Raw genomic sequence first — 13,248 nt, 5'->3', positions numbered from 1 at the left:
GGTGGTCAGCGTCAGCGCGTCGCCATGGGCCGCGCCATCGTGCGTCAGCCCCAGGTGTTCCTGATGGACGAGCCGCTCTCGAACCTCGACGCCAAGCTGCGCGTGCAGACCCGCACCCAGATCGCCTCGCTCCAGCGTCGCCTCGGTGTCACCACGGTCTACGTCACCCACGACCAGACCGAGGCGCTCACCATGGGCGACCGCATCGCCGTGCTGAAAGACGGCCTGCTGCAGCAGGTCGGCACCCCCCGCGACCTCTACGAGAAGCCCAACAACGTGTTCGTCGCCGGCTTCATCGGCTCCCCCGCCATGAACCTGTTCGCAGCCGACGTGGTCGAGGGCGGTGTGGCGTTCAGCACCGCAACGGTTCCTATCGAACGCGACGTTCTCGCCCAGGCAGGGTCGGGCGTGACGATCGGTGTCCGCCCCGAAGACATCGAGATCAGCACCGACCCCGCGGCCGGATTCGCCGCGCAAGTCGATCTCGTCGAGGAGCTCGGCGCTGACGGATACCTCTACGGCCACACCGAGCTGGCTGGCGCTCGCACGGACTTCGTCGTCCGGGTCGATGGGCGTACCCACCCGGCCAAGGGAGACATGATCTATCTGACTCCCAAGCCGGACCATCTCCACATCTTCGATGAGACCTCCGGCGAACGCATCCTCGCCGAAACCGCCAAGTGACGTCTCGGTGACCGCCCGCGGGAAACCCCGCCACTTTCACGCCCGGATCGCCACCACGGCTGTTATCGCAATCGCAGGGGCAGTGTTGGTGGGGTGCACCGCAGCCCCGGCCGACCCGGTGGAGCCAGGCCGGGTCGAGCTACGCACCCCCCAGGCGGGCGCCTCGGTGATCAGTCAGGGACAGCGTCAGGCAGCCGCGATCGAGGCCAGTCAGCTGCTCTTCGACCAGTCACCGCTGGTGCTCGTCGTCGACGAGTCGGACACTGCCGCAGTGAAGCTGGCGGGGGCTACGGCGGTCGAACTCGGTGTGCCCGTTTTTCCGATCACCACTCAGGCGTCGTCTACACCTCCGGCCGATCTGACACCGTCGTCCACGGCCGCACCGACTGCCCTCACGAAGGAACTCGATCGGCTCGACGTGTCCCGCGTTGTTGTGTTCGGCGAGGTCGCCGCGTTCGAATCTGGGGGCGCGGCCCGCACCGATGTGACCTCGCTCACCGGTGCGGACGCCCTCGATGCGGCGGTGGAGCCGCGTCCGGAGCCGGCGCGTCTGGGTGAACCGGTCGCTGCGGTCACCGACGGCACGGCCCCGGAAGCGGCCGCCATCGTCCAGGCAGCCGGGGCCACCCTCATCGAGGAGGTCGCCTCGGGAGACATCCTTGCCGCACCGGACGTCATCAGCGCTCTCACCCGCCTGCAACCGGCCAGCACGGTGCTGATCGGGGCCTCCTACGCCACCCAGCCGGCACCGGACTGGTCGGTGCGGGCCGCGATGACGGGGTATCAGCTCACCGGCGGCGGTCAGCGGCTGTTCGGCAGTCACCGTTTCGTGGCTCTCTACGGTGTGCCCGAGGTTCCCGTCCTGGGCGTCCTGGGCGAACAAGACATCACCGGCACACTCACTCGCGCCACTCAGCTCGCCGCCGAATACGCCCCTCTCTCGGACCTACCGGTCGTGCCGACCTTGGAGATCATCGCCACCGTCGCCTCCGGAGATGCAGGCTCTGATGGGAACTACTCCAACGAACTCGACCCCGCCCGAATCGCCGAGTACGTCGATGCCGCGTCTGCTGCTGGCGCGTACGTGGTGATCGACTTACAGCCGGGCCGGTCCACGTTCCTCAGCCAAGCGCAGGCCTACCAGGCGCTGCTCGAGCGCCCCAACGTCGGGCTCGCTCTTGACCCCGAATGGCGCCTCGGCCCGGACCAAGTTCCCCTGGAACAGATCGGTACCGTATCCGCCGACGAGATCAACACCGTGTCCAACTGGTTGGCGAAACTCGTCGACGCGAAGGGGCTCCCGCCCAAGATGTTCGTTCTGCACGAGTTCCGCACCTCGATGATCACCAACCGTGAAGCCCTGCAGACGGACACCCCTCAGCTGGAATTCCTCGTTCACGTCGATGGGCAGGGTGCCCAGCCCGACAAACAGGCCACCTACGCCGCGATGCTCGCTGTTCCACCGGCCGGTGTCGCCGCGGGGTGGAAGAACTTCATCGACGAGGACGCACCAGTGCTCACTCCTGCGCAGACAATGGCCGGGGTGTCGCCGGTGCCGGACTTCATCAGCTACCAGTGATGCCCAGACGGTTCGGTGTCGGGGTGCTTGGCTGAGCAGATGAACGCGACATCAGCTGCACTCGTGCTTCTGCGCCTGGCGGGAATCGGCGTCGCAGTCGTCGCACTGATCGCGCGGGCTGACTGCGCCTTCGTATTCGGCACCTGCTCCGTCCGCAATCTGCTCGGATACTTTACGATCGAATCCGCGATCCTCTTCACCGCCACCCTGACCTGCACCCTCGTACTGGCGGTGAGCCGAACCGATAGGCCTTGGTGGCTCGACGGGGTGCGCATAACGGTGGCGTCCTACGTGATCGTCTCCGGATTGGTGTTCGCGGTGCTGATGAGCACCGCCGGATACACCGGCGCCGAATTTCTCGTCCCACTCTCCTCGCGGGTGTTGCACTTCGTGCTCCCCGCGTTCGCGATCCTCGACGTGATGCTCGACCCGCCCAGGATGAGGCGGTGGCCCGCTTGGGCGGTGCTGGTGTTCCCTGCGGCGTGGCTGGTGGTCACGATCGTTCGCGGCGCTATGACGGGGTGGTATCCGTATTTCTTCGTCAGCCCGGAGGCTGTCGGCGGGTATCCGCAACTCGCCGCCTACGCGACCTGCCTGGCGGCGTTGCTGCTGGCGGCATATTGGGCTGTCAGAATGTTGGGCAGCCGTTCGATGGCTGGGGGAGCTTTCGTGGGGTCGCGGCTTTCGCGGGATGCTGGTGGGGACGGGATCGCCTGGGACCGTGGGTGATGAACGCTGTGGACAGGATTGGGGCATCTCTGCAACGTGCGCCGCACGTTAGCGGCGTAACTCTATTCTTGTTCGGATGCTCCTGCGGCGGTGAGCTTGAGGGCGAGGGTCCGGATAGCGGTGAGCAGTTGCTCGGTCGCGCTGGGGTCGGCAGTATTGGTTCGGATCTGTAGGTCAAGGGCAGAGAGTTGAACGCGGAGCTCTGCGTGGACTTCTGGGTTGTTGCAGGTGTGAGCGAGATCGTCAATGACTTGCAGGAAGCGAGTCACGACGGCGGGATCCCCGGCACCGTAGTGGCGCATCTGCGACAAGGCGGCCTCGACTGCTTGTCGTGGTGACCGTGACGCGGTGATCACGCAGAGTTGTCCTTCGTGGTCGGCTAGTCCGGCGGGGAGGGTGGGGAGGGCGACGATCCGTGTGGTGATTGCGCTGAGGTGGCCGAGGGTGTGGACGGCGGTGGTGGGGTCGTTGATTCCGGGGGAGAGGGCACGGACGCCGATGTCGACAATCTGTTGGATGCCGTAGTCGATGTCTTGCGCGGCGGTGCGTTCGTACCCGATCGTGTATGCGGACCGGATTGCCTTCTCGATCGCCGAGGGCTCGGAGGAAGCACCATCCTCGTCGTGTGGCCACCAGTAGGCCAGTGGGGTTCCGGAGACGATGTTCTCGCCGATGACGCGGTTCTCTTCAACGACGATGTGGTGCGATTGGGCACAGCTGAGGAGCGTGTCCCGGTCCAGGCTCGTGATGAAGCCCGAGGATCTTGAGGTGACGGTTGTTTTGTGGGCGGGTATACGCACCCGGCGGTCGTGAGCGGGTGCGGCGGCGTTGCTCCCACCGACGAGGTCGATGGTTTTATCGGTGTCGGCGTGGATTTCTTTCAAGATCGTCTCGACGCGCAACTGGGCGGCGAGGTGAGCGAGGAAAAACACGAGCATGATCACGCTGATCAGGGTGAGGACAAATCCGGCGGTCACGGCGATTCGAGGAACGAAACCAGGGATGTCGTCGGTGGGGTCGCGGATGGATCGCAGTACGGTGAGGGCGTAGGCGAAGGTTCCGAGGAACATGGCGAGGGTCGCGTGCACGCGACGATCCCGCGCAAACAACCGGAGCACCCGGGGTGATGCTTGGCTGCTGGCGAGCTGGAGTGCCACCACGGTGAGGGAGAACGTCAATGATGTCGCGGTGATCAGGGATCCTGCGATCGAGGACAGCACAGAACGGGCTGTTTCGGCGCCACCGTTGAATACCACCGAGTCGACCCCGGTGGGGAGGCTCGCGTCTAGGACAAGGTCGATCCGCGGAAGAAGGATCCCGAGCCCGACGGCGAAGACGATGGCGGCGACGGGAAGTGGCCATAGCCGTGATTCCACCGATTCGGAGACTCGTGCTGCGATGCCGCGGATGCGGGACGTGCTGCTTCGGCGGCGGCGGGAATCAGCGGTCACAGGACGCGGTGTGACCGGCGGGTTCGGGTGCCAATCGGTTCGGGGTGTGCATGGTCGGCCTTCCGTTCGGAATCACGGTACTCCGCTCGGGTGAGACTAGGCACGGCGGGGATGGGTTCGTACTGTGGGGTCATGGACGGCAGCCGAAAAATTTCGTTGGCGGGTTCGGTGTCGTTAGGTGCCGGGGTGATGATTGGTGCCGGGATCTTCGCCCTTGTGGGGCAGGTGGCCGTTTTGGCGGGGGACTGGTTTCCGGTCGCTTTCCTGGGTGGTGCTGTCGTCGCGGGTATCAGTTCGTATTCGTATATTCGCTATTCGAGCGTAAATCCGTCGTCGGGCGGTGTCGCGATGCTTCTGAAGGATGCCTACGGTCCCGGGGTGGCGGCGGGGTCGTTTTCGTTGTTTATGTATGTGTCGATGGTGGTGGCGGAGAGTTTGCTCGCGCGAACGTTTGGCACATACCTGCTTCGCCCGTTCGGGTTGCAGGACTCCGTTGTGCTGGTGCCGGTCCTTGGTGTTGTCGCGATCGTTGCCGCAACGGTGGTGAATCTGCTCGGCAATCGACTGGTCGAGGGATCAGCGCTGACCACCGCGATTGTGAAGATCGCAGGGATCGCTGTCCTCGCGATCGCAGGCTTGGTCGCCTCCGCGGCAGGGGGAGGGTTTTTCGCACACACGTCCGGCGATCAGGTCGATGTCGTGGGTGTTCTGGCGGGGACGACGCTGTGCGTGCTGGCGTATAAGGGGTTCACGACCATCACCAATCAGGGTGACGATTTGCGGAACCCTGAACGGAACATCGGCCGTTCCATCATTATCTCGTTGATGATCTGCACGGTGCTGTATCTGCTGATCACGGTGTCGGTTGAGGCCAGCATTGGCGCGGAGGGCGCGGTCGGTGCCCGCGACTACGCGCTGGCGCAGGCCGCGGAACCGCTCTTCGGCGACTGGGGGGTAGCAATCACCGTTGCGATCGCGGTGATCGCAACCCTGTCGGGGCTGTTGGCGAGCCTATTTTCGGTATCGCGACTGTATGCGATGCTGCAGACGATGCGGCAGGCTCCGTCCCTCCCGCACCAGGTCATCCACCAGCCCCTCCTGATTACCGCAGGGTTGGCGATCATCGTGACCGCTTTCCTTGATCTGACACAAATTGCGTCCATCGGCGCGTTCCTCTACCTGTCGATGGACATCGCTGTGCAATGGGGAACCCTCCGCACGCTTTACCGCAAAGTGACGGCCCGACGGTGGATTCCCGCTCTCTCGATCGTCCTGGACCTGACTGTTCTGCTTCCATTCACTGTCCTGAAAGTCCAGTCAGATCCCCTCACCGTTGTCGTGGCCGCCGCAATCGCTGCGGCCATCGTTGTGGCACAGGTCATCACTGTCCGACACCGATCCGCGACCCGCTGATCAACCACCACCGCGGGTGTCTTCTGCCATGGCGACCGCTTGGGTGGCCTCGCCGCGGTGGGCCAAGCCTGGTACCGTGCACAATAGTTGCTGTTGTGCACAGATCGAGTTGGTGAGCCAGTCGGCGCTCTGGTTCACGGAGGTGTCCCATGCTTACAAAACTGACCGGGCTTATGGTCGCTGTTTCCGCTTTTGTCGCCCTGGCTGGAATCCCAGCCGTTGCCACTGTGGACGGCGGCAGTCTGACGGTGGTGTCGCCGTCTGCGGGGGAGGAGCTGGGGTCGCGGACAGTGCTGTTCTCCGGAACGGGTGAAAACGGTGGGATCGTGAACGTCCTCGACGTGACCGGTCAGCGGGTGCCTGGGACGCGGAACGTGCTGGTGGAGGGCGGGGTGTGGTCGACGACCGGGGTATTTGCCGCCGATGATGCGATCGAACAGACCGTCACGATAAGACAGGTTTTCGGCAGTACAGGACGTGGAGAAGTGGTGGTGTCATTCCGGTTGCCGGCCCCCGACCCGACATTCAACTTCTCCGTCGGAACACCGCTCCCGGGCGAAGTCGTTCCGTCACGGACGGTGACTTTCACGGGAACCGGGGCAGAAGGTGCGGCCGTGAGCCTTGCTGATGGTGCCGGTGTCACCTTGCCCGGCACGGAGCCAGCTATCGTGTTAGGCCGCGTCTGGTCGGTGACAACGACTTATCCGAATGATGCGTCTCCGTCGCAGACGGTGACCGCGACCCAGACCACCGGAGGCGCGAAGTCGGGGACCATCACGATCTCCTTCACACTGCCCGTGGCGGAGCTTCTTCCCGCCCCGACCATCACCGGTCCTCTGAATGGAGCCGTAATCACCGGCTCTGAGATCCGAATCAGTGGCACCGGAACACCCGGCATGAGTGTGTTCCTGACGGTTCTGCCCACCGATCACACCGGAGTGGTGGATTCACCGCCTGGTGCTGTCGGTGGCCCGGTCAACACGATCGTCGTCGACAACGCAGGCGTGTGGGAAACGACCGTCCTGCTGTATCCGAACGAATACACAGCCACAGCCATCCTCGCCGACCTCGACACCTCCGGACGGGTATCACAGGTGCTCTCAACACCGTCCACCCCCATAGGGTTCACCCTCCTGTCTGCGACAACGCCGACACCGTCCGCATCCCCTACAGGTGGGGGCCTGGCTGCTACTGGGTCAAACCCCACCGGCATCGGGGTGGGCGCGATTGTCCTCGTGCTGGCCGGTATCGGCGCGGCGATCGTCCGCCGCCGCACGAACAGTCCGGCGATCCGATGACGCCAATCGACGATGCGCACGCCCGGACCGTATCCGTGCCGGAAACCAGACGTCAGCACCACCTTGGGTCGTGACCGTGATGAGGAAACAAGACCGTGAGGTGTTCCGGCAGAGTCCTGAGGTATCCGGGCGGCGCAGGGAGTGGGGGATTGTTGTGTCGGCGCTGGGGGTGATGGTGGGCTGTACTGTGATTGCGGTCGCCGCTATCGTCTTGCGCGTGGCACCATGAGCCTGAGGCTGTGTCACACCGGATGAGATGAGGACGATATGACCACCACGACTCCGCTTATTGCACGGAATGCGGTCGAGCGCGGTTGGATCATCGCTGTATCGGTTCTCGCGATTCTTCTTGGGGTGATCGCATTCCTGATACCACGGGCCACATTACTGACCGTGGCGATCGTGTTCGGAATCTATTTGATCGCCAGTGGCACATTCCGGTTGGTGACCGCCTTCACCACGGCCCGGTTGCCGGGATGGGTGAGGTGGCTGACTGGACTTCTGGGTGCCCTCATCCTTGTTGCGGGGATCCTCTGCCTCTCCAACCCGTGGGAATCGCTGACCGTCTTGGGGATCGTGATCGGGTTGGGATGGATCTTCGATGGCGTGGCGAGCATCGCCTCCCGCAGTGGCCGTACCGATAAGCGCCGCTGGTTGCCCGTCACCGCAGGAATCGCTGCGATCATCGCTGGCGTTCTGGCCATGATCATGCCCATCATCGCGCTTGCCGCGTTCGTCACGGTCACCGCGATTCTGATGATCCTTATCGGTGTCGCAACCCTCTTCCTCCTCTCCGTGGGTCCTTCTGACACCACGTCATCTGAACCGGACAGTGTGCCCATTGGTGAGGTCATTGCCGACAATGACACACTCCCGGAATCTGCAACTCCTGGAGCCCCGGGTGATCGGCAGGTCGAACCCGAACCCCGCTCCGACACCCGGGGCGCGTAAGCGATAGTCGAACGCTCTGCTTAATGTGAGAAGCACGGACTGTGCCGATGGCCTGCGTACGGTTTCTGCCGGGAGTGCGACACAACGCCAGACCTACCAGGCCGTGCAGAGGGGGCCGCAGCTTTTTCACAGCGTTAGGTCAACAGACTGGCGAACTATTTCGAGTTGGGGTGGGCGGCACTGATCTCGGCGGCGTCCCAAGCGAGTCCCCACAGTGTTTCGTCTTCGATGGCGTCCATCGTGCCGGCGTTCGCGATGTGTATCGCTCCGGCGATGAGGACCCGTTCACCCAACGCGTCCACACGTTCGACGGTGGCCAGCTGACGCACGGCAACCCCGCGTGGCTTCCCCAGCCGCAGAAGTGCCGACACACCAACGAACAGCAGGATGTCCAGAGCGGCGCCGACCGCCATCGCACCAAGTGGACTGACATCCTCGTAGTGATATGCGGCGATGAAGAACAGTGGTAGCAGGACTGCGAAGACCCGGACGCCGATGTGATCGACCCACCGGTAGTAGCAGATTAAGCGGTGTGCTGCTGCTCGGGTGGTACCGGGAGCGAAAAGCGTCAGCCCGTCTCGCGCGCTCACGGTGCTCGTGTTCGGGGCGGGGTAGCGCAGCCCCCAAATGCCGCAGGGGGTGCGAATCGGGGCAGGCATGTTCATCTCAGACACCCTCTCTGCTCACGTCACCGCGGTAACGGCCAGCACCCCCAGCCTCGCACCCGTGGTGGTCATGCGCTCAGAGATGCGACCGCAAGACGGATGGCTTCAGCAATCGCGGGGAGTGACCTGCGGGTGAGGGGTACGGTGGAGGATGACTGCTGATGCGCCGGCGCCGGATGATGAGACGAAGGTGTCGTGGCCGACTCAGATCCGGAAACGCACCTGGCGGTATTTGCTGCGGCGGACTCTTCATGAATTCGGTCAGGACGGCGGAATCGATGCGGCCGCGGCCCTGACCTTTTTTGCTGTGTTGTCAGTGTTTCCGGCCGCCTTGGCGATCGTATCTCTGATCGGTGTCGTCGGAGACGGCCCGGACGTGGTGACACGCTTGTTGAAGTTATTGGATCAGGTCGCGCCGGGGGCGGTAACGGATGTCCTTCGTGGACCGTTGGATGAGATCGCGTCGACATCGTCAGCGAACCTCACCCTGGCTGTAGGGCTCGTTGCCGCGCTGTGGTCGGCGTCGACGTACGTGAGCGCGTTCGGGCGTGCCCTGAACCGCATCTATGAAGTCGACGAGGGACGGCCGTTCTGGAAACGGAAACCCGCCCAGCTCGCCGTCACCATTCTCCTGATCATCCTTGTGGTCCTAATCGCGGGCATCGTGGTGCTCTCCGGCCCCATTCTCCGTGCCGTGGGCGACGCGTTGAATATCGGTGATGGGGCAGTCGCCGTCTGGGACATCGGAAAATGGCCGGTGCTGGTGATCTCGGTGGTCCTGATCGTGGCGGTGCTTTACGCGACAACTCCGAACATCAGACAGCCGAAGTTTCGGTGGCTCAGCCTCGGCGCAGGCCTCGCGATCCTCCTCCTCGGGGCGGCATCCGGAGGGTTTGCGTTCTATGTCTCGAACTTCGGCACCTACAATCAGACCTTCGGCGCTCTCGCCGGGGTCATCATCTTCCTGATCTGGGTGTTCCTGGTCAACGTGGCGCTGCTGCTCGGCGCCGAATTCAATACCGAACTCGAGCGCGGCCGGCAACTCCAAGCCGGTATCGCCGCCGAGGTCCGGCTGCAGCTCCCACCCCGGGACACCACGTCCAGTGACCTTGCCCACCAAACTGCGGAAGTCGACGAAGAACACGGGCTTCTCCTTCGGAAAGGTGAGGCCCTGCCGCCCCGAACGGACACCCTCGTGGCCAGGGCCCGTGACGGGATCACATCGATCTGGGACCGCATCTGGAAACGATCTTGACCGCACTGGGGCAGTAGTTGTTGGGGTGCGTAGTTAGCGTGGTTAGGTGGTGATGAGTCCGGCTCGGGCGAGGACGGCGGCGCCGATGACTCCGGCGTCGTCTTCGAGTTCGGAGACGACGAATTTCAGCTCCGGGTTGGGTTTCAGCATCCAGGGTGTGGCGGCGTCGAAGAGCCGGTCGGCGAGATCCTGTCCGAGTTTCTCGGCCAGTCCACCCCCGATCACGACGCGGTCCAGATCCAGGAGATTGATCGTCGAGCCCACCGCGACCCCGAGGGTCTCGATCGCGGTATCGAACAGCTTCACCGCCAGCGGGTCGTCCTCCTCGAGGGCGCGGGCCCACACTTTGGATGTCAGCTTGGTTTTGTGTTCGTCGTCGCGGATGCGGAACAGACTCGTCTCCCAGCCGGCGTCGACCATCGCGGTGGCCACGCCGCGCATCGAGCGGCGGCCGGCGTAGGCTTCCGCGCAGCCGCGGCGACCGCAGGTGCAGAGTGCACCGCCGGCGGAGACGATGACGTGTCCGATCTCGCCTGCTGCGCCGCGCGATCCGACGTAGGGGCGACCGTCGAGGATCAGGCCACCACCGATCCCGGTGCCCATCCATAGGCCGAGAACGTTCCGGCCGCCCCGCGCCGCGCCAGCGGTCCATTCGCCGAGGAGCCCGACGTTGGCATCGTTACCGAGCGTGACCGGCACACCGAGCTGCTCCGTAAGCGGCCCGATGAGGTCGACGTCCACGGTCCAGCCGATGAGATTCGGCACCGTGAGAGCGCGGCCCTCGTGAACGACACCGGGGATCCCGATACCGACGGCGATTGGGTGGACGTCCAGAGAACGCACCAGCGCCGTAATGGTTTGGAGGACGTCGTCGGGCCCGCCTTCGGGGGTTGCGGCCTTTGCCCGGCGCAGCACGTGGTGGTCGCTGTCGACGGCACCGACTTCGATGTTCGTGCCGCCCACGTCGACCCCGACGACCACGGATACTGGGTCGCTGGTCCCTGGTCCATCTGACTGGGTTGTGGTCATGTGTTTTCTGGTCTTTTCTGTCTGGCGAACTCTGCGGGTTGTTCAGGGCCGTTCCAGACGGTGATGATTCCCCAAGCTGTTGCGGCAATCGGGACGGACAGAATGGCTCCAACGATCCCGCCGAGGATCGCGCCGGCCGTCAACGCGATCAGGATGACGAGGGGATGCAGTTTCAAGGTGCGTCCCATGACGACGGGTTGGAGGAAGTTTGCTTCGAGCTGGTTGACTACAACCACTACCCCGGCGACCAGGAGGGCGGCCACGGGCCCGTTGGTGACGAGGGCTACGAGGGTGGCGAGTATCCCGGCAGCTGTTGCTCCGACGAGGGGGATGAACGCGGCAACAAACACGATCACTGCCAGCGGCAATGCGAGAGGGATTTGAAGGATCAAGAGCCCCGCGCCGATCCCGATCGCGTCGACGAGTGCGACTGCAGCGGTGCCGCGAACGTAGCCGCCTAGGGTGGTGAGAGCCTGGTCGCCCGCCCGCTGGGCGCGTCTCAGCCGGCTACCGGTGAAGGGGCGGCACAGGAACGCCCAGATCTGGGGGCCGTCCTTCAGAAAGAAGAACAGCACCACGACGAACACCCCGGCCGAGGTCAGCAAGCTCGCGGCGGTGGACACGGCGGCGAGAGCACCGGTGCCGAACTGTTGACTGGACACAAAGTCCAGTAGTGATGCCCGGGCATCGTTGAACTGCTGGTCGCTGATCGTGAAGGGCAGGTTTCCCGCCAGGTCTTGTAGGTGGTCGATGCTTTGCAGGGCGGAGGCGGCGAGGTCATCGAATTGGCCCTCGACGCGGATCACGATCACCCACGCCACGCTGCCGATCACGCCGACGATCATGATCAGACTGAACCAGGTTGCCAGTGCCGACGGGATGTGATGGCGGCGCAGGAAGTCCAGTACGGGAAACATGGCGCAGGCGATGATCAGCGCCAACACGATCGGGATGACCACGACCGACAGCTGGGTCATCCCGAGTACAGCGAGAGCGACGACGGCGAGGACGAGAAGTAGTTGCTGGCATCGTGTCGCGGTTCTACCCAACGAATCTGACCAGAGCCGTTCCTGGACACGCATCGTCTTCGGTTCGGCATCGGAAGTGCGGTGGAACCAGCCCATCAGCGCAACTCCCGGTCGGGTGGCAGCGACGTGAATCGGCGTTGTGGCAGGGTGGCGTGTTCTGGTCCGCGCGCGGGTGAACGGGTCATGGGAGTCCTTTGACCGGATGATGCTGGTACCGAATGATCGGGCAGCCGGTGTCAAGGACTGTCGTTGGTCACGCTAGTCCGCCCCACCGTAATAAGGAGAAGTACTTCCGCAAGTGGTGTTCAGCGGTGCGTGCGTCCAGCTACAGGGTAGGGAGCGCGGTGCCGTCACCGAGGGATTCGCGGCCGATGACACTGAGGGTTCCGTTGGGTTCGAGGACGACCGCCGCGACCAGACTGATATCGCCGTAGCCGCCACTTCGAATGGCTTGCATAACCTGCGAAGTGGTGAGCCGGGCTGCGCGCACGGCGTCCTCCAACATGGTTCCGTCCGACACGATGACGGCCGGCCGGGCGGTCACTGCCCGACGGAATAGCCCCCACTTCGTCGACACCCATGCGACAAGGAACTGGAAAACCGCCAGAAGTAGAAGCGCGGCGGCCCCTTCGACCCAGGACACGTCTGAGCTCAGCAGGATCGTGGCGAGGGTGGAGCCCAACGCGACCGTGACGATGAAGTCGAACGCGTTCATCTGACTCAACGTCCGTTTCCCCGTGAGCCTCAGCGCAGCGATCAGGAACACATACGCGGCCGCGCCGACGATGATAACGCGGAGCACATCAGACCAGGAATCGAACCACATGACTTGTTCTCCCTCAATTAGTCGTGCTGGCCGCTCGGATCCCGTGTTCGGTGACGGGGCCACGATTCGGGCGTAGACATGACCCTATGCGGGACAACCGGCTATCAAACACCCCCCTGCGTGGGGGTCGTGAATGCGAGCACGCGGGACGACCGCGATTGGGGTGAGCTCCTCCAGGAAGTCCGAGTCATCTTCGCACGGGGGCGAAGAGAGCGGTCGCGTTCATGCTCGTCGGAACCCTGGTATTCGAAATCACCCTCGGGCATGCGCCGGATGCGATAGCTTGCGTGTTCGCCCTCACGACCACAACCGTCCTGTGGCTGGTGAATCCTTGACACAT

At 63.9% G+C, this 13,248-nt stretch carries 12 protein-coding genes; 7 read left to right on the top strand and 5 right to left on the bottom strand.

The features are described 5' to 3' along the window. The 3 genes from HQQ85_RS20680 to HQQ85_RS20670 all read left to right on the top strand — a co-directional run. Window positions 1-684, top strand: a 684-nt coding sequence (locus tag HQQ85_RS20680; RefSeq protein ID WP_173184712.1) for an ABC transporter ATP-binding protein, incomplete at its 5' end; no start/stop codon positions are given. Window positions 685-691: 7 nt separating this feature from the next. Beyond that, window positions 692-2,263: a hypothetical protein gene (locus HQQ85_RS20675; RefSeq protein ID WP_173184710.1), complete on the top strand. Its 1,572-nt coding sequence runs from the start codon at window positions 692-694 to the stop codon at window positions 2,261-2,263. Window positions 2,264-2,302: 39 nt separating this feature from the next. Further along, the gene (locus HQQ85_RS20670; RefSeq protein ID WP_173184708.1) at window positions 2,303-2,992 is read left to right on the top strand and encodes a Pr6Pr family membrane protein; all 690 of its coding nucleotides are present in this window, start codon (window positions 2,303-2,305) and stop codon (window positions 2,990-2,992) included. A 62-nt stretch (window positions 2,993-3,054) separates the two neighbouring features. On the opposite strand, the gene HQQ85_RS20665 is transcribed toward HQQ85_RS20670, so the two are convergent. Next, entirely contained in the window at window positions 3,055-4,443 is a 1,389-nt protein-coding gene (locus tag HQQ85_RS20665) for a DUF2254 domain-containing protein (RefSeq protein ID WP_173184706.1), read from the bottom strand. A gap of 132 nt (window positions 4,444-4,575) precedes the next feature. Between HQQ85_RS20665 and HQQ85_RS20660 the strand changes: the two genes are divergently transcribed. The 3 genes from HQQ85_RS20660 to HQQ85_RS20650 all read left to right on the top strand — a co-directional run bounded on the left by HQQ85_RS20660 (window position 4,576) and on the right by HQQ85_RS20650 (window position 8,105). Beyond that, window positions 4,576-5,856, top strand: a complete 1,281-nt coding sequence (locus tag HQQ85_RS20660; protein WP_173184704.1) for an APC family permease — start codon at window positions 4,576-4,578, stop codon at window positions 5,854-5,856. A 149-nt stretch (window positions 5,857-6,005) separates the two neighbouring features. Further along, window positions 6,006-7,154 carry a hypothetical protein gene (locus HQQ85_RS20655; RefSeq protein ID WP_173184702.1) on the top strand — a complete coding sequence of 383 codons (1,149 nt, stop codon included), beginning with the start codon at window positions 6,006-6,008 and terminating at the stop codon, window positions 7,152-7,154. 267 nt (window positions 7,155-7,421) lie between these two features. Then, a complete protein-coding gene (locus tag HQQ85_RS20650) occupies window positions 7,422-8,105 on the top strand; it encodes an HdeD family acid-resistance protein (RefSeq protein WP_173184700.1) in 684 nt (227 codons plus the stop codon). A gap of 155 nt (window positions 8,106-8,260) precedes the next feature. Here HQQ85_RS20650 and HQQ85_RS20645 read toward each other — a convergent pair whose 3' ends face one another. Beyond that, window positions 8,261-8,770: a hypothetical protein gene (locus HQQ85_RS20645; protein WP_173184698.1), complete on the bottom strand. Its 510-nt coding sequence runs from the start codon at window positions 8,768-8,770 to the stop codon at window positions 8,261-8,263. Between the two features lie 151 nt (window positions 8,771-8,921). Here HQQ85_RS20645 and HQQ85_RS20640 point away from each other — a divergent pair, with 151 nt between their 5' ends. After that, window positions 8,922-10,025, top strand: coding sequence for a YihY/virulence factor BrkB family protein (locus HQQ85_RS20640; protein WP_173184696.1), 1,104 nt, complete (start codon window positions 8,922-8,924; stop codon window positions 10,023-10,025). Between the two features lie 42 nt (window positions 10,026-10,067). On the opposite strand, the gene HQQ85_RS20635 is transcribed toward HQQ85_RS20640, so the two are convergent. The 3 genes from HQQ85_RS20635 to HQQ85_RS20625 all read right to left on the bottom strand — a co-directional run bounded on the left by HQQ85_RS20635 (window position 10,068) and on the right by HQQ85_RS20625 (window position 12,908). Further along, window positions 10,068-11,006 (bottom strand): ROK family protein, encoded by a 939-nt coding sequence (locus HQQ85_RS20635; RefSeq protein ID WP_173184694.1) that lies wholly within the window; start codon window positions 11,004-11,006, stop codon window positions 10,068-10,070. A 44-nt stretch (window positions 11,007-11,050) separates the two neighbouring features. Next, complete coding sequence (locus tag HQQ85_RS20630) at window positions 11,051-12,136, bottom strand: AI-2E family transporter (protein WP_256430754.1); 1,086 nt, start codon at window positions 12,134-12,136, stop codon at window positions 11,051-11,053. A 271-nt stretch (window positions 12,137-12,407) separates the two neighbouring features. Then, the gene (locus HQQ85_RS20625) at window positions 12,408-12,908 is read right to left on the bottom strand and encodes a DUF421 domain-containing protein (protein WP_173184690.1); all 501 of its coding nucleotides are present in this window, start codon (window positions 12,906-12,908) and stop codon (window positions 12,408-12,410) included. Between the last annotated feature and the right edge of the window lie 340 nt (window positions 12,909-13,248).

The organism is Herbiconiux sp. VKM Ac-2851, assembly GCF_013205105.1.
In the GTDB taxonomy this organism is placed as follows: Bacteria; Actinomycetota; Actinomycetes; order Actinomycetales; family Microbacteriaceae; genus Herbiconiux; species Herbiconiux flava.
Note: the sequence above shows the minus strand (reverse complement) of the source record. Positions and strands in the feature narration are given on the sequence as shown.